The organism is Streptomyces sp. NBC_01198 (assembly GCF_036010485.1).
Taxonomy (GTDB): domain Bacteria; phylum Actinomycetota; class Actinomycetes; order Streptomycetales; family Streptomycetaceae; genus Actinacidiphila.
In genome coordinates this window covers 341,374-355,616 of sequence record NZ_CP108568.1, presented here as the reverse complement: position 1 = coordinate 355,616, position 14,243 = coordinate 341,374, and the positions used below count along the sequence as shown (strand labels likewise).

The 14,243-nt window shown below is 72.2% G+C and carries 16 protein-coding genes and 1 pseudogene; 16 read left to right on the top strand and 1 reads right to left on the bottom strand.

The window, feature by feature from the left end; genetic code table 11:
• The first annotated feature begins 74 nt into the window (after positions 1-74).
• Positions 75-1,088, top strand: coding sequence for a 2-oxoacid:ferredoxin oxidoreductase subunit beta (locus OG702_RS01735; RefSeq protein ID WP_327293056.1), 1,014 nt, complete (start codon positions 75-77; stop codon positions 1,086-1,088).
• Positions 1,089-1,334: 246 nt separating this feature from the next.
• Positions 1,335-2,117, top strand: coding sequence for a thioesterase II family protein (locus OG702_RS01730; protein ID WP_327287050.1), 783 nt, complete (start codon positions 1,335-1,337; stop codon positions 2,115-2,117).
• 66 nt (positions 2,118-2,183) lie between these two features.
• Here OG702_RS01730 and OG702_RS01725 read toward each other — a convergent pair whose 3' ends face one another.
• Positions 2,184-2,984, bottom strand: a complete 801-nt coding sequence (locus tag OG702_RS01725) for an AfsR/SARP family transcriptional regulator (RefSeq protein WP_327287048.1) — start codon at positions 2,982-2,984, stop codon at positions 2,184-2,186.
• A gap of 532 nt (positions 2,985-3,516) precedes the next feature.
• Here OG702_RS01725 and OG702_RS01720 point away from each other — a divergent pair.
• From OG702_RS01720 to OG702_RS01655, 14 genes and pseudogenes are all read left to right on the top strand, one after another.
• Positions 3,517-3,840 (top strand): TcmI family type II polyketide cyclase, encoded by a 324-nt coding sequence (locus OG702_RS01720; protein ID WP_327287047.1) that lies wholly within the window; start codon positions 3,517-3,519, stop codon positions 3,838-3,840.
• Positions 3,841-3,852: 12 nt separating this feature from the next.
• Positions 3,853-4,263: a cupin domain-containing protein gene (locus OG702_RS01715; protein ID WP_327287046.1), complete on the top strand. Its 411-nt coding sequence runs from the start codon at positions 3,853-3,855 to the stop codon at positions 4,261-4,263.
• Positions 4,260-5,537 carry a beta-ketoacyl-[acyl-carrier-protein] synthase family protein gene (locus OG702_RS01710; RefSeq protein WP_327287045.1) on the top strand — a complete coding sequence of 426 codons (1,278 nt, stop codon included), beginning with the start codon at positions 4,260-4,262 and terminating at the stop codon, positions 5,535-5,537. Before OG702_RS01715 ends, OG702_RS01710 begins: the two co-directional genes overlap by 4 nt.
• Positions 5,530-6,816 (top strand): ketosynthase chain-length factor, encoded by a 1,287-nt coding sequence (locus tag OG702_RS01705; protein ID WP_327287044.1) that lies wholly within the window; start codon positions 5,530-5,532, stop codon positions 6,814-6,816. Before OG702_RS01710 ends, OG702_RS01705 begins: the two co-directional genes overlap by 8 nt.
• 85 nt (positions 6,817-6,901) lie before the next feature.
• Positions 6,902-7,078, top strand: a pseudogene (locus OG702_RS01700) (acyl carrier protein); the annotation flags it as partial.
• A gap of 57 nt (positions 7,079-7,135) precedes the next feature.
• Positions 7,136-7,624, top strand: a complete 489-nt coding sequence (locus tag OG702_RS01695) for an SRPBCC family protein (protein WP_327293055.1) — start codon at positions 7,136-7,138, stop codon at positions 7,622-7,624.
• Positions 7,624-8,361, top strand: a complete 738-nt coding sequence (locus tag OG702_RS01690; protein WP_327287043.1) for an SDR family oxidoreductase — start codon at positions 7,624-7,626, stop codon at positions 8,359-8,361. Before OG702_RS01695 ends, OG702_RS01690 begins: the two co-directional genes overlap by 1 nt.
• Before the next feature lie 31 nt (positions 8,362-8,392).
• Positions 8,393-8,737, top strand: coding sequence for an antibiotic biosynthesis monooxygenase family protein (locus tag OG702_RS01685; RefSeq protein WP_327287042.1), 345 nt, complete (start codon positions 8,393-8,395; stop codon positions 8,735-8,737).
• 13 nt (positions 8,738-8,750) lie between these two features.
• Entirely contained in the window at positions 8,751-9,071 is a 321-nt protein-coding gene (locus OG702_RS01680) for an antibiotic biosynthesis monooxygenase family protein (protein ID WP_327287041.1), read from the top strand.
• Between the two features lie 10 nt (positions 9,072-9,081).
• Positions 9,082-10,311 (top strand): FAD-dependent monooxygenase, encoded by a 1,230-nt coding sequence (locus OG702_RS01675; RefSeq protein WP_327287040.1) that lies wholly within the window; start codon positions 9,082-9,084, stop codon positions 10,309-10,311.
• Complete coding sequence (locus OG702_RS01670; protein ID WP_327287039.1) at positions 10,304-10,780, top strand: anthrone oxygenase family protein; 477 nt, start codon at positions 10,304-10,306, stop codon at positions 10,778-10,780. The genes OG702_RS01675 and OG702_RS01670 overlap by 8 nt, the downstream gene beginning before the upstream one ends.
• 106 nt (positions 10,781-10,886) lie before the next feature.
• Entirely contained in the window at positions 10,887-11,651 is a 765-nt protein-coding gene (locus tag OG702_RS01665; RefSeq protein ID WP_327287038.1) for an SDR family NAD(P)-dependent oxidoreductase, read from the top strand.
• Positions 11,652-11,782: 131 nt separating this feature from the next.
• A complete protein-coding gene (locus tag OG702_RS01660) occupies positions 11,783-12,295 on the top strand; it encodes a cupin domain-containing protein (RefSeq protein WP_327287037.1) in 513 nt (170 codons plus the stop codon).
• A gap of 164 nt (positions 12,296-12,459) precedes the next feature.
• Positions 12,460-14,175: an NAD(P)/FAD-dependent oxidoreductase gene (locus tag OG702_RS01655; RefSeq protein WP_327287036.1), complete on the top strand. Its 1,716-nt coding sequence runs from the start codon at positions 12,460-12,462 to the stop codon at positions 14,173-14,175.
• Positions 14,176-14,243 lie beyond the last annotated feature (68 nt).

Below are 14,243 nucleotides of genomic sequence, written 5' to 3'. Positions count from 1 at the left end.
CGACCGGGGTGTCCGGGGTGACTGGGGTCTCCGAGGCGCTCTCGCTGGTGCCCAAGGCGGCCGGCCGGCAGTCGATGAAGGACTTCAAATCCGACCAGGAGGTCCGCTGGTGCCCCGGCTGCGGGGACTACGCGGTCCTGGCCGCGGTGCAGTCCTTCATGCCGGAACTGGGACTGGCCCGGGAGAACGTGGTGTTCATCTCCGGGATCGGCTGCTCCTCCCGCTTCCCCTACTACATGAACACCTACGGCATGCACTCCATCCACGGCCGCGCCCCCGCCATCGCCACCGGTCTTGCGACCTCCCGGCGGGACCTGTCGGTATGGGTCGTCACCGGGGACGGCGACGCGCTGTCCATCGGCGGGAACCACCTGATCCACGCGCTGCGGCGGAACGTGAACCTGAAGATCCTGCTGTTCAACAACCGGATCTACGGGCTGACCAAGGGGCAGTACTCGCCGACGTCGGAGACCGGGAAGATCACCAAGTCCACGCCGATGGGATCGCTGGACGCCCCCTTCAACCCGGTCTCGCTGGCGATCGGCGCGGAGGCCTCCTTCGTGGCCCGCACCATCGACTCCGACCGCAAACACCTGCAGTCCGTCCTGCGGGCGGCAGCCGACCACCCCGGCACCGCGCTGGTCGAGATCTACCAGAACTGCAACATCTTCAACGACGGCGCCTTCGACGCCCTCAAGGACACCGCGACCGCCACCGAGGCCGTCGTCCGCCTCGAACACGGCCAGCCCATCCGCTTCGGCACCCCCGCCCCCGACGGCCTGGGCTCCAGGGGCGTCATCCGCGACCCCCACACCGGCGACCTGACCGTCGTGGACGTCACCGACACCACCACCGACCACATCCTCATCCACGACGCCCACACCCCCAACCCCGCCACCGCCTTCGCCCTGTCCCGCCTCGCCGACCCCGACACCCTCCACCACACCCCCATCGGCGTCCTGCGCGACACCCGACGACCCGTCTACGACACCGACATGGCCGACCAACTCGACCAGGCCACCACCCAATACGGCCCAGGCAACCTCGCCACCCTCCTCGCCGGCCCCGACACCTGGACCGTCTCCTGACCCAGCGCCAGGGGGGCACCCCCCAGGGGCGCGGGTCGTCACCGCCCAAAAGGGGCTGTTGCTGTCGAAGACGGACCACCGGTCGGCGGTCGGCTGAGCGCGCAGTTCCCCGCGCCCCTGAGGGGCACCCCCTGCGCAGGGGAAACCGCGCACCCCCCGCCCGGGGAAGCGCACCCTCCCGCGGGAGGGGCACCGCAAGCCCGCGCCCCGCGAAGGGGCGTCAACGACCACGACGTGAGGAAAATCGTGCCGCCTACACTCACCGGCGCAGCCACCCGGACGTGGGTGCGCCGCTTCCACCCGTACGCGGACGCGTCCGCCCGGCTCGTCTGCTTCCCGCACGCCGGCGGCGCGGCCGGCTTCTTCCACCCGTTCTCGGCGGAACTCAGACAGCGGGCCGAGGTGTTGTGCGTGCAGTATCCGGGCCGCCAGGACCGATGTCGGGAGCCCCTGCTCGACGACATCGCCAGGATCGCGGACGGCGCAGCCGAGGCACTGGCGCCCTGGCGCGGCGAGCGGCTGGCGCTGTTCGGCCACAGCATGGGCGCGGTCGTGGGGTACGAGGTCGCGCGGCGGCTGGCGGCCGACGGCGCCGGACCCGTGCGGCTCTTCGCGTCCGGGCGACGGGCGCCCTCGGCGTACCGGGACGAGCAGCTGCACCTCGCGGGTGACGGCGCGCTGCTCGCCGACATCAGGGCGCTGGACGGCACGCCGCCCGAGGTCCTCGCCGACGAGGAGGTGCTGCGGATGGCGCTGCCGGTGCTGCGCAGCGACTACCGGGCGGTGGAGACGTACCGGCACCCGCAGGGGCCGCCGCTGGAGTGTCCGGTCACCGTGCTGACCGGGGACAACGACCCGCGGGTGACGGGGGAGGAGGCGCGGGCCTGGACCCGGCACACCGCGGCCGGGTGCGAGATCCACACCTTCGCCGGCGGCCACTTCTTCCTCGCCGAGCGCTGGCCGGAGATCGGCAGCCTGGTCCTGGACCGGCTCGCGGCGGCGCCGCAGCCGACCGGGAGCGGCCGCTGAGTCCGAGGTGAACCCGGTAACCGCCCCACGGGCCGTTACCGGGCTCCTGTCCGCGATCCGGCCCGGTCAGGCCATCGCGGACGCCGCGGGGATGAGGGCGTCGTCGGTCAGGACGGTCTGGTGGGCCATCCGCAGCTCCACGCCCGGTTCGATGCCCAGCTCCTCGATGAGCTGTGCCCGGGTGCGGCGGTAGACCTCGAGTGCCTCGCCGCTGCGGCCGCTGCGGTGCAGCGCGAGCATCAGGCGGGCGCAGAACCCCTCGTTGAGCTGGTCCTCGGCCATCAGCCGGCGCAGTTCGCCGACCAGTTCGTGGTGCCCGCCCAGCGTCAGGTCGACGTCGATACGGCGGCGCAGCGCGGTCATCCACGCCTCGTCGTACTGCAGCGCGGCGCCGGCCAGTGCCGGGCCGTCCCGCAGGTCCTCCAGCGTCGGGCCGCGGCGCAGTGCCAGCGCCTCGCGGTACAGGCGGGAGGCCGCCTCCAGGTCGCCGACATCGGCCCGCTCGCGGCCGCGCAGGCACAGCCGCTCGAACCTGACGGTGTCCAGGATGCGGTCGTCGACCTTGAGCTGGTAGCCGGGCGTCCTGGTGCGCAGCATGCACCAGCTGTCGAGGCCGTGCCGTGCCAGGAACTTCCGCAGCTGCGAGACGTACACCCGCAGCGCGGACAGTGCGGTGGCCGGCGGCTGGTCGCCCCACAGGTCGCGGATCAGCGAGTCGCTGGAGACGGTCGCGTTCGGCCTGATCACCAGCGTCGCGAGCAACTGGCGCAGCTTGCGCTGGGGGAGCGGCACCTCGACGGCGTCGGCGACCACTTCGAGCGGCCCGAGCAGCCGCAGCGACACCGTGGGTAACGCCTTCTCGTGCACCGACAGGTCCGCTTCCGTACAGTCGGCTGCCGGGCGGCCGGACAGGGGACCCGTGCCAGGTCGGCAGGACAGATCACGCACCGCCGCGCCCCCTGCGCGTAGGCCGTGCGGAAACTTCGATTCGAAAACGTTCAGGCTGTCCACGTGGTCCCCTCTGAACGATCGCATGCACCCCGTCCCCGTGACGGAGTGACCTGTCGCCCGGAACGGCGAATCAGTGCACCGGGCTGTGCTCTTTGCGCATACGGACGGGGCGTGCCGTACCAAACGAATTGGTAACCGTCGTGCGGATGCCACGAGCGTACCGATCGGCCGACGCGCTGCCTATGGTCCCCGGGATGAAGGGACGCGGTACTTTCGGGCAGGTGCGTGGTTGCGAAGCGTCGCTCCCCAACGCCGAGCATACGCTGCCGAATCGCCTCACAGCACACGTCCGCGGACGTTTTTCCACCCCCTCATGCGCGCTTTGCAGGACCCGGGGAATCTGATCCGGTCGCTGCTTTGCGCGACGCATCGGGAGTGGAGGAATGACATGCGCAGCACGCTCATTGTGGCTCGAATCAAGCCGGATTCGGCAGCGGAAGTGGCTCGAATCTTCGCGGAATCCGACGCCGGTGAACTCCCGCATCTGATCGGGGTGCGCGAGCGCCGGCTCTTTCGATTCCACGATCTGTACATGCATTACATCGCTGCTGAGGAAGAGGTCCGTCGGCCCCTTGCCGAAGTTCGCGACCACACCCTCTTCAAGGACGTCAACGAGCGCCTCGCGGCGCACATCGACGCGTACGACCCCCGGACCTGGCGTGGCCCCGAGGACGCCATGGCACACGAGTTCTACACCTGGCAGTCGGACTGAGAGGAGTCGGCGATGGCCGGCGAACGTATGACCAAGATCGCGGCGAAGGACGTGGAGCCCAACCGGCGCCGCGGCGGCGATCTGCGCACCCTGCTCAGCCCCGGCACCGCGGGCGCCACCTCCGGCTTCATGGGGGTGCTCAGCCTGGAGCCCGGCGAGGTGGTCACCGAGCACTACCACCCGCACTCGGAGGAGTTCCTCTACCTGGTGGACGGCGAGATCACCGCCCGGATCGACGGCGAACCGGTGGTGCTGACCGCGGGGGAGGCGCTTCACCTGCACATCAACGTCAAGCACCGGCTGGAGAACCACGGCGGCAGCGTCGCGCGCCTGGTCTTCCAGCTGGGACCGCTCGCGCCGCGGCCCGAGCTCGGTCATGTCGACACCGAGCCGCTGCCCGTGACGGAACAGGGGGACTCATGAACCAGCGCCGAGCCGTGGTCACCGGGATCGGCGTGGTCGCTCCCGGCGGCATCGGCACCAAGGCGTTCTGGAAGCTGCTCACCGACGGGCGGACCGCCACCCGGGCGATCTCGCACTTCGACGCCTCGGGATTCCGCTCCAGGATCGCCGCGGAGGCCGACTTCAACGCCGCCGCCAGCGGTCTGACGGCCACCGAGGTGGCCCGGATGGACCGCAGTTCGCAGTTCGCCGTGGTGGCGGCCCGCGAGGCGCTCGCCGACAGTGGCATGGCCGTGGAGGACGTGCCGCCGCACCGCATCGGGGTGTCCGTCGGCACCGCGGTGGGCTGCACGATCACCCTGGAGGAGCAGTACGTCCAGGTCAGCGGGAACGGCAGCCGGTGGGTGGTGGACGCAGACGACCCCTTCCCGCACCTTTACCGGGCGCTGGTGCCCAGCGCGATCGGTGCCGAGGTCGCCTGGGCGGCCGGCGCGCAGGGACCCGTCCGGGTGGTCTCCACCGGCTGCACCTCCGGCCTCGACGCGGTCGCGCAGGGCGCGCAGTACATCGAGGACGGCACCGCCGACATGGTGCTCGCCGGGGCCACCGACGCCCCCATCTCGCCGATCACCGTGGCCTGTTTCGACGCGATCAGGGCCACCTCGCCCAACAACGACGACCCGGCGCACGCCTCCCGGCCCTTCGACCGGGACCGCGACGGCTTCGTGCTGGGCGAGGGCTCCGCGGTGCTGATCCTGGAGGAGGCCGGCGCCGCCAGGCGCCGGGGCGCCAGGATCTACTGCGAGATCGCCGGCTACGCACAGCGCAGCAACGCCTTCCACATGACCGGCCTGCGCCCCGACGGGCTGGAACTCGCCGAGGCCATCAGGGTGGCGCTTGACCGGGCCAGGCTGCCGGTGGACAGCGTCGACTACGTCAACGCGCACGGCTCGGGCACCCGGCAGAACGACCGGCACGAGACGGCCGCCTTCAAGGCCACCCTCGGTGAGCACGCCTACCGGGTGCCGGTCAGCTCCATCAAGTCGATGATCGGGCACTCGCTCGGTGCCATCGGCGCTCTCGAACTGGCCGCCTGCGCACTGGCGATCGAGATGGACACCGTCCCGCCGACCGCCAACCTGCACACCCCCGACCCTGAACTGGGCCTGGACTACGTCCCGTTGGAGGCCCGCGAACACCCGGTCGACACCGTACTGAGCGTCGGCAGCGGATTCGGCGGCTTCCAGACCGCGATGCTGCTCACCGCGTCCCGGCCGGAGGCCGACCATGGCTGACACCCTGGCCGCGGACACCGCGGCCGCCGGCAGGGTCGTGCCCGAGGGCCGCGCGGTGGTGACCGGCATCTCGGCGCTGGCCCCCAACGGGGTGGGCGTGCCCGACTTCTGGGACGCGCTGCTGAACGCCCGCGGCGGCCTCGGGCCGGTCACCCGATTCGCCGCGGACGGCTTCCCGATCCGGGTGGTCGGTGAGATCCCCGGTCCCGAGACGGTGCCGGGGGTGGACCCGCGGTTGGCCGTACAGACCGACCGATGGAGCCAGTTGGCGATGGTGGCGACCGAGGAGGCGCTGCGGGACGCCGCCCTGGACCCGGCGGCGCTGCCGCCCTACGACCTCGGCGTCATCACCGCCTCGTCCTCCGGCGGAAACGCCTTCGGGCAGCGGGAGATCGAGGCGCTGTGGTCCAAGGGGCCGCGGTACGTGGGGCCTTACCAGTCCATCGCCTGGTTCTACGCGGCCACCACCGGCCAGCTGTCCATCAAGCACGGCATGAAAGGGCCCTGCGGGGTCCTGGTCGCCGAGCAGGCCGGCGGCCTCGACGCCATCGGCCAGGCCCGGCGCACGGTGCTGCGCGGCGACGCCCGTGCGGTGCTGACCGGCGGCACCGAGGCGCCGCTCAGCCCGTACGCGCTGACCTGCCAGCGCAGTTCGGGCCGGCTGAGCGAGAGCGCCGACCCGCGGCGCGCGTATCTGCCCTTCGACGCTGCCGCGTGCGGCCATGTCCCGGGCGAGGGCGGCGCCCTGCTGCTGGTCGAGGACGCGGCGGTCGCCCGCGCCCGCGGGGTGCGCCGGACGTACGGCGAGATCGCCGGCTACGCGGCGACCTTCGACCCGCCGCCGGGGGCGGTGCACGGCAGCGGGCCGACCGCGCTGCGCCTAGCGGTCGAGATCGCGCTGGCGGACGCCCGGCTGCGGCCGGACCAGATCGACGTGGTCTTCGCCGACGCGATGGGCACCCCGGACCAGGACCTGGCGGAGACCAAGTGCCTGGCCCAGGTCTTCGGCCCGCGCGCGGTCCCGGTCAGCGCGCCCAAGTCGCTGTACGGGCGGCTCTACGCCGGCGGCGCACCGCTCGACGTGGTCACCGCGCTGCTCGCGCTGCGCGAGCAGGTCGTCCCGCCGGCCAGCCCGCAGATCACCCTGGCCGCAGCCCACGCGATCGACCTGGTCACCGAGCCGCGACAGACGCGGCTGCGCACCGCCCTGGTCGTCGCCCGCGGCTACGGCGGCTTCAACAGCGCCCTGGTCCTGCGCTCCGGCCAGGACCACGGCTGACGGCCGGGAGCGCGATCCGGCCGCCGCACCACCGACAGGCACCCTCCGCGAACCGACAGCCCCGCGAACGCAAAGGACGGGTCCGATGACCTTGCCGCCCCTCGCCTACAACGAGTTCCTCAACATCATCCAGCGCTGCACCGGCGTCCCCGCCGACGTCCTCGTCACCGACGACCCCACCGTGACCATCGAGGACATGGGGGTCGACTCGCTCGGCCTGATCAACGTCCTCACCGAGGTGGAGAACCGCTACGACATCCAGCTGGACGCCGAGGGCGTCCAGTGCTTCCCGGAGATCTACTCGCTGATCAACGAGCAGCTGGCACCGGCCGCCGCGCGTACCGAGAACGCCATCGTCATCGGTGCGCCCCTCCCGCTGGTCTGGGACATGACCAACGACGTGGCCAACTGGCCGCGCCTGTTCAGCGAGTACTCAGAGGCCACGGTGCTGCACCGGGAGGGCGACACCGTCCGCTTCCGGCTGTCGCTGCACGCCGAGCCGGACGGCAAGGTGTGGAGCTGGGTCTCCGAGCGGGTCATGGACCGTGCCGGGCGCAGCGTGACCGCGCGCCGGGTGGAGACCGGCCCGTTCGCGTTCATGAACATCCACTGGACCTACCGCGAGGTGCCCGGCGGGGTGGAGATGCGCTGGGTGCAGGAGTTCCACATGCGGCCCGACGCGCCGGTCGACGACCGGGCGATGGCCGACCGTATCAACGGCAACTCCAAGATCCAGCTCGCGCTGATCAAGGACCGGATCGAGCAGGCCGCGAAGACCCGGGCCACCGGTGAGCTGGTGGGGCAGTGATGGACCTCGAACTGCGCGGCGGCAACGTCGTCGTCACCGGCGGCTCGCGCGGCATCGGCCGGGCCATCGTGCTCGGCCTGGCCGCCCAGGGCGCCACCGTGACCGCCTGCTACGTCCACGAGAGCGACGCCGTCGAAGCGCTCCGCAAGGAGCTGGCCGACCTCGGCGCCCGCGCCGAACTGGTGCGCTGCGACGTCACCGACGCGGCGCAGACCACGGTGCTCGCGGCGCGGGTGAGCGAGGCCCACGGCCCGATCACCGGCCTGGTCAACAACGCCGGGGTGATCAGCCACCTGCCGCTCGAAGCGCTGACCCCCGAGGAGTGGCACCGCATCGTCGACACCAACCTCACCGGCGTCTACCACCTGTCGCGGGCAGCGCTGCCGCACTTCGCCGACGACGCCGCCATCGTCAACATCAGCTCCGCCGTCGCCCACCACGGCATGCCCGCGGCCGCCCACTACGTGGCCTCCAAGGCCGGCGTGATGGGCCTGACCCGGGCGCTGGCCAAGGAACTCGGCCCGCGCGGCATCCGGGTCAACTGCATCGCCTCCGGGCTGATCGAGACCGACCAGATGCAGGCGGTCAGCGAGGAGGGCAAGGCCCGCTACCGGCAGATGATCGCGCTCGGCCGGCTCGGCCGGCCCGAGGAGATCGCCGACGCGGTGCTCTTCCTGCTCTCGCGCGCCGCCCGCTACATCAGCGGCGCCACCCTCGACGCCGACGGCGGCATCTAGCGCCCCCGTGGCCGGAAGGAGATCGCACACCATGCTGCGCACCGTCCTGCGGATGACCGTCCGCGCCGGCTGCACCGAGGAGTTCCGCGAGGCCTGGTCGCGCACCGCACGGGTGGCCGCGACCCTGCCGGGCAGCCTCGCCCAGGCGCTGCTCAGCGACCCGGCGGACCCGGCCGTCCACCTGATCATGGCCGACTGGGCCGACAAGGCGTCGCTCGACGCCTTCCAGAACAGCGCGCACCGCCACGAACTGAGCGCCCAGCTCGACCGGTTCCGGGAGTCCGCGGAGAAGAGCGTGCTCGACGTCGTCGCGTACGTCCCCGCCGCGGCCCCGGCCGGCAGCGCCCTCGGCACCTTTTCCCGTACCACCGAGTGAGAGGCAGGACGTCATGCCCGTACGCGTCATGGTCACGGCCACCATCGAGGAGCAGCACAGGGAGGCGTTCGAGGAGGCGTACCGCCAGGTGACCTCCGTCGTCCGCGGCACCCCCGGCCACCTGCGCGACGAGATGCTGCGCGACGCCGAACAGCCCGGCCGCTACATCCTGCTGGCCGAGTGGGAGAGCGAGGAGGCCTTCCGCAGCTGGGAGGACGCCCCCTCGCACCGCGAGATGGCCGCGCCGATGTTCCCCTACTGGAGCGGCGGCGGCATCGAGCGGCACATCTACGACGTCCGCGCGCGGCTCGACAGCGTGCCCTCCCACACCTGATCGGACGGCGATGATGGCGCGCATCGGCAAGGCCCTGGTGATCGGGGCCGGACTCGGCGGGCTGACCACCGCGGCAGGCCTGCTCAGGCAGGGTGTCGAGACGGAGGTGTTCGAGGCCCGGCCCACCCCCGGACGGCTGCTGACCGGCGGCGGGTTCATGCTCTGGCACAACGTCTTCCTCTCCCTGCGGCGGATCGGCCTCGACGAGGCCGTGGCGGCGAACGCGGTGCGCATCCGGCACCACGAATTCCGCTCCGACCGGGGGCGCCGGCTGGCCCGCTGGGACCTCGACGGGCCGACCAGGGACTGCGGAGCCCCCGCCTCGGTGCTGCGCCGCTCCTCCCTGCACAAGGTGCTCACCGAGACCGTCGGAGACCACCGGATCAGGCTCGGCGTCCGCTTCACCGGCTACACCCAGGACGCCACCGGCGTCACCGCCCACTTCGAGGACGGGTCAAGCGCCCGCGGCGACGTGCTGATCGGTGCGGACGGGCTGCGCTCCACCGTCCGCGCCGTGATGCGCAAGGGCTTCGAACCGCCGCCGCGCTACGCCCGCTACACCGCCTGGCAGGCCATCACCCAGCTGCCCGGTGAGGACGTGGTGCCCACCGGCACCTTCTTCAACCTGTGGGGGCGGGGCGGCCTGCGCTTCCTCTACTGCCGGCTGAGCGAGAGCGAGGTCTACTGGGACGCCGTCACCAGCGACCGGGCCGCGGCGGGCATCGACACCATGAACGGCACCCGGCGCACCGCCCTGATGGACGCCTACCGGCGGTGGCCCGAGCCGATTCGCTCGATCATCGCCTCCACCGAGGAGGACGCCATCTTGCCGGTGGCCATCCACGACCGGCCGCCGGCCGGCGGCTGGAGCCAGGGCCGGGTGGTGCTCACCGGCGACGCGGCCCACCCGATGACCCTCAACCTCAGCCAGGGGGCCGGCCAGTCCATCGAGAGCGGGGTGGTGCTCGCCGGGCTGCTCGGCCCGGCGGACACCGAAGCCGTCCCCGACGTGCTGCGCCGCTTCGAGGAGACCCGCAGGGAGCGCACCGCCGACATGGTCACCACCTCCTGGCGGATCGGCACCCTCGGCCTGATCCACCACCCGCTGCTGTGCGGGCTGCGGGACCTGTTCATGCGCACCACCTTCGACAGCATCGCGCGGGGCCAGAGCTACTCGCTGATGCTCGACGGCCGCCTCGAACGCGGACCGGTGCTGCCGGTCCGCGCCGGGGGTGAGTGACGCCGTGCTCACCTCCGCGCTCGCCGTGGTCTTCGTGCTGTGCACCGGGGTGCTGGCCGGCGCCCTGGTCGCGGTGGAGATGGCCGTGGTGCCGATGCTGCTGAAACTGCCCCGGCAGACCTGGTCGGAGGTGCACCGGCTGCTCGACCCCGGCTTCGACCCGCTGATGCCGACGGTCAACAAGGTCGCGCTCGGCACCGGGCTCGCGCTTGTGGTGCTGGCGCCGGGTGCGGCTGCCAGGGCGGTCTTCGGCGCCGCTCTGGCCGGCGTCGCCGGCGTGGCCCTGGTCTCCGAACTGCGGAACGTCCGGATGAACCGGCGGATCGACGCGTGGGCCGACGCCGGCGAGATCCCCGAGGCCTGGCAGGGCCTGCGCGCCCGCTGGGCGCGGGCCAACACCTGGCGCACCGCGTCCGCCGTCTTCGCCTTCTGCGCCGCCCTCGGCGCCGGCTGGCTGAGCTGGGGATGACCCGCGCCGACCCGCACGGACCCCGTACGACCCGCCCGAACGCCGTACGCCCGCCGCGGCGAGCGGAACCGCGGTCGGGACGACGTCGACCGAAGGAGCTGACCCGATGAAGGAATTCGACGGCAAGGTGGCACTGGTGACCGGCGCCGGCAGCGGCATCGGCGCGGCCACCGCCCGCCTGCTGGGCGCCCGCGGCGCCCGGGTGGCGGTCAACTACCGCTCGGACGCGGCCCGCGCCGAGGACGTCGCCGCCGCCATCCGCAAGGACGGCGGGCAGGCGGTCGCGCTGCAGGCCGACGTCACCAGCCCGGCGGAGGTACGCGCGCTGGTGGCGCGCACGACCGAGGAACTGGGCGTCATCGACGTGCTGGTGCTCAACGCGATGGGCCTGGGCGCCCACGAGGCCAGGATCGCCCCGGTGGGGCAGCTGGACTGGGCCGACGTCGAACGCATCGTCACCCAGCAGCTCAAGGCGGTCTTCCACCTCGCCCACGAGGTGCTGCCGGCCATGCAGGCCCGGGGCAGCGGCTCGGTGGTGGCCGTCGGCGCCGCGCTGGCCCGCAGGGCCGCACCCGGCTTCCTCGCGCTCGCGGTCGCCAAGGCGGGCGTGGAGGCCGCGGTGCGCACCCTGGCGCTGGAGGCCGGGCCGTACGGGGTGCGGGTCAACGCGGTCCATCCCGGGCTGATCCTCACCGAGCTGTCCGGCATGATCCCCGAGGAGCAGCGCAAGGCAGCGGCGGCCAGGGCCGCCGTCCGCCGCAACGGCACCCCCGAGGACGTCGCCGAGCTGATCGCCTTCGCCGCCAGCGACCGGGCCGGGTACCTCACCGGCGCCGGCCTGATGGCCGACGGCGGCACCGCGATGATCTGACCTCCGTGACGACCGCGGGCGGACCGCAGCGGTTTTCGCCCGCTTTACCGGCCCCTTTACCCGCTGCTGATTTCCTGGCGCTTGAGCGCCCCGCACACGACCGGCGAAACCAACGAAAGGCCAGGACGATCGTGACGAAACTCGAACGGAAAGTCGTCAGCCGCGACGGTGTCGAAGCCGTCTGCTGGCTGGGTGAGGAAGGCCGCTTCCTGCTCCGCAAGGAAGACACCGGTGGCCTCTACAGCTTCTACCAGATCACCACCCAGCCCGGCAGCGGTCCGCCGCTGCACATTCACGAGACCGCGGACGAGGCCTTCTTCGTCAACTCCGGGACCTATGAATTCGAGGTCGGCGGCGTCACCGAGGTGATACCGACCGGTACGGTGATCTTCGGCCCGCGCGGAGTTCCGCACCGTTTCCGCAATATCGGAGAAGGGCCGGGACAGCTGCTGGTGATCGCCACCCCCGGCGGTGTCGAGAACTTCTTCATCGGGCTCAGCAAGCTGGTCTCGCAGGGGCCGCCCGACTGGGACAAGATGGCCGAGCTCGCCCGGGCCAACGAGATGCAGGGCTTCCGCCCGCCGCCCGGTGCCCACGGCGGTCTCGGCGGCCCGCCCGTCGCCGCCGGCGGCGCCCGCGCCTGACGCACCCCGCCGCACGGCAGCTGCCGCGGCCGGCACGGGGCCGCGGCCGGCGCAGCCGCGCTGACCGCCACGAACCTGCCTGTCCGAGCACCGCCCACCGGGGCACCGCGCCACGATGCGGTGCCCCGGTGGGCGTTCCGTCCGACCGATTCCAGGAGGCTCCCATGCCCGGACAGCAGTCCGGCTACCGCCCCATCCACCGGCCCGCCGCCCCGCACCGCTACGACGTCATCATCCTGGGCTCGGGCATCGCCGGGTCGACCCTCGGCGCCATCCTCGCCCGGCAGGGCGCCTCGGTGCTGCTGCTCGACGCCGGCACCCACCCCAGGTTCGCCGTCGGCGAGTCGACCACCCTCTACACCCTCAAGGTCTTCCGGCTGCTGGCCCGCCGCTACGACGTCCCCGAGCTGGAGCCGCTCACCTCCTACGACGGCTGCCGCGACGAGATCGGCCCGACCAGCGGCACCAAGCGGCACTTCGGCTTCATCCGGCACGAGGAGGGCAAGGAGCCGGACCCGGCGGAGTTCAACCAGTTCAGCCCGCCGTCGAAGGTGCTGCAGACCAGCCATCTGTTCCGGCAGGACACCGACGCGTATCTCTTCCACACCGCGATCCGCTACGGATGCACCGTCCGGCAGGCGTTCTTCGCCGAGGACGTCGACCTCGCCGAGGACCATGTGGCGGTGACCGGACGCGGCGGTGAACGCTACGAGGGCCGCTACCTGGTGGACGGCAGCGGCTTCCGCTCGCCGCTGGCGGCCAAGCTGTCGCTGCGCGAGCCGCCGGAGAACCTCAAGCACCACTCGCGGTCGCTGTTCACGCACATGATCGGCGTGCGTCCCACCGACGAGTGCCTGCGGGTGGAGGCCGCCGACCGGCCGCCCATCCCGTGGGTCGAGGGCACCATGCACCACCTCTTCGAGCGCGGCTGGTTCTGGTCCATCCCGTTCAACAACACCCCCGACTCAAGGAACCCGCTGGTCTCCGTGGGCCTGACCCTGGACGAACGGCTCTACCCCAAGCCGGAGGGGATGACCGCCGAGGAGGAGTTCCGCGCCTTCGCGGCCCGCTTCCCCGCCGTCGAGCGGCTGTTCGCCCCGGCGCGCACGGTGCGGCCGTGGGTGTCTGCCGGGCGTATCCAGTACGGCTCGACGCGCACGGTCGGACACCGCTGGGCGCTGCTGTCGCACGCGGCCGGCTTCATCGACCCGCTGTACTCGCGCGGCCTGACCAACACCGGCGAGGTCATCAACTCCCTCGCCTGGCGGCTGCTCGACGCCTTGGCCGAGGACGACTTCGCCGAGGAGCGCTTCGGGTACGTCGACGAGCTGCAGCGCGGACTGATCCGCTACAACGACGAGCTGGTCAACTGCTCCTTCGTCTCCTTCGCCGACCACGGCCTGTGGAACGCGGTCTACCGGGTGTGGTGCGCGGCCGAGGTCCCGATCAACCTGCGCTTCGACCGCTTCACCGAGCGCTACATGGAGTCCGGCGACGACGGCGTGCTGCGTGCGATGGAGCGCGCCGACTACCCGGGCCTGCTGGTGCCGGGATCACCGGGCTACAAGGCGCTCTTCGACGAGATGGTCCGGGTCTGCGAGGCCGTGGACCGCGGGGAGCGCACCGCGGCGGACGCCGGGCGCGAGCTGATCGCCGTGGTGCAGAACTCGCCCGTCGTGCTCGAGCACATCGGAGTACGCGACCCCGGCTGCCGCTTCATCTACCCGCAGGGCGGCGACCTGCGGAAGATGTCGCAGTGGCTGGCCCACGAGGGCCCCGACGAACTGCGCTACCTGACCACCGGCGTCGACGTGCACGGCGACCCGCTGCCGGCCCCGGCGTCCACCCCGGCCCGCGAGGCGATGGCGGTACCGCACTGAGCGCCGCAGGCCGTGCAAGGGGCCGCCCCCGGAAGTCACTTCCGGGGGCGGCCCCTTGCACGGCCTGC

What these genes read in the sequence shown, in the direction of transcription:
- OG702_RS01735 (WP_327293056.1), top strand. Translation starts at nt 75, where the DNA reads ATGAAGGACTTCAAATCCGACCAGGAGGTCCGCTGGTGCCCCGGCTGC.
- OG702_RS01720 (WP_327287047.1), top strand. Translation starts at nt 3,517, where the DNA reads ATGCGCAGCACGCTCATTGTGGCTCGAATCAAGCCGGATTCGGCAGCG.
- OG702_RS01715 (WP_327287046.1), top strand. Translation starts at nt 3,853, where the DNA reads ATGGCCGGCGAACGTATGACCAAGATCGCGGCGAAGGACGTGGAGCCC.
- OG702_RS01710 (WP_327287045.1), top strand. Translation starts at nt 4,260, where the DNA reads ATGAACCAGCGCCGAGCCGTGGTCACCGGGATCGGCGTGGTCGCTCCC.
- OG702_RS01705 (WP_327287044.1), top strand. Translation starts at nt 5,530, where the DNA reads ATGGCTGACACCCTGGCCGCGGACACCGCGGCCGCCGGCAGGGTCGTG.
- OG702_RS01690 (WP_327287043.1), top strand. Translation starts at nt 7,624, where the DNA reads ATGGACCTCGAACTGCGCGGCGGCAACGTCGTCGTCACCGGCGGCTCG.
- OG702_RS01685 (WP_327287042.1), top strand. Translation starts at nt 8,393, where the DNA reads ATGCTGCGCACCGTCCTGCGGATGACCGTCCGCGCCGGCTGCACCGAG.
- OG702_RS01680 (WP_327287041.1), top strand. Translation starts at nt 8,751, where the DNA reads ATGCCCGTACGCGTCATGGTCACGGCCACCATCGAGGAGCAGCACAGG.
- OG702_RS01675 (WP_327287040.1), top strand. Translation starts at nt 9,082, where the DNA reads ATGATGGCGCGCATCGGCAAGGCCCTGGTGATCGGGGCCGGACTCGGC.
- OG702_RS01665 (WP_327287038.1), top strand. Translation starts at nt 10,887, where the DNA reads ATGAAGGAATTCGACGGCAAGGTGGCACTGGTGACCGGCGCCGGCAGC.
- OG702_RS01655 (WP_327287036.1), top strand. Translation starts at nt 12,460, where the DNA reads ATGCCCGGACAGCAGTCCGGCTACCGCCCCATCCACCGGCCCGCCGCC.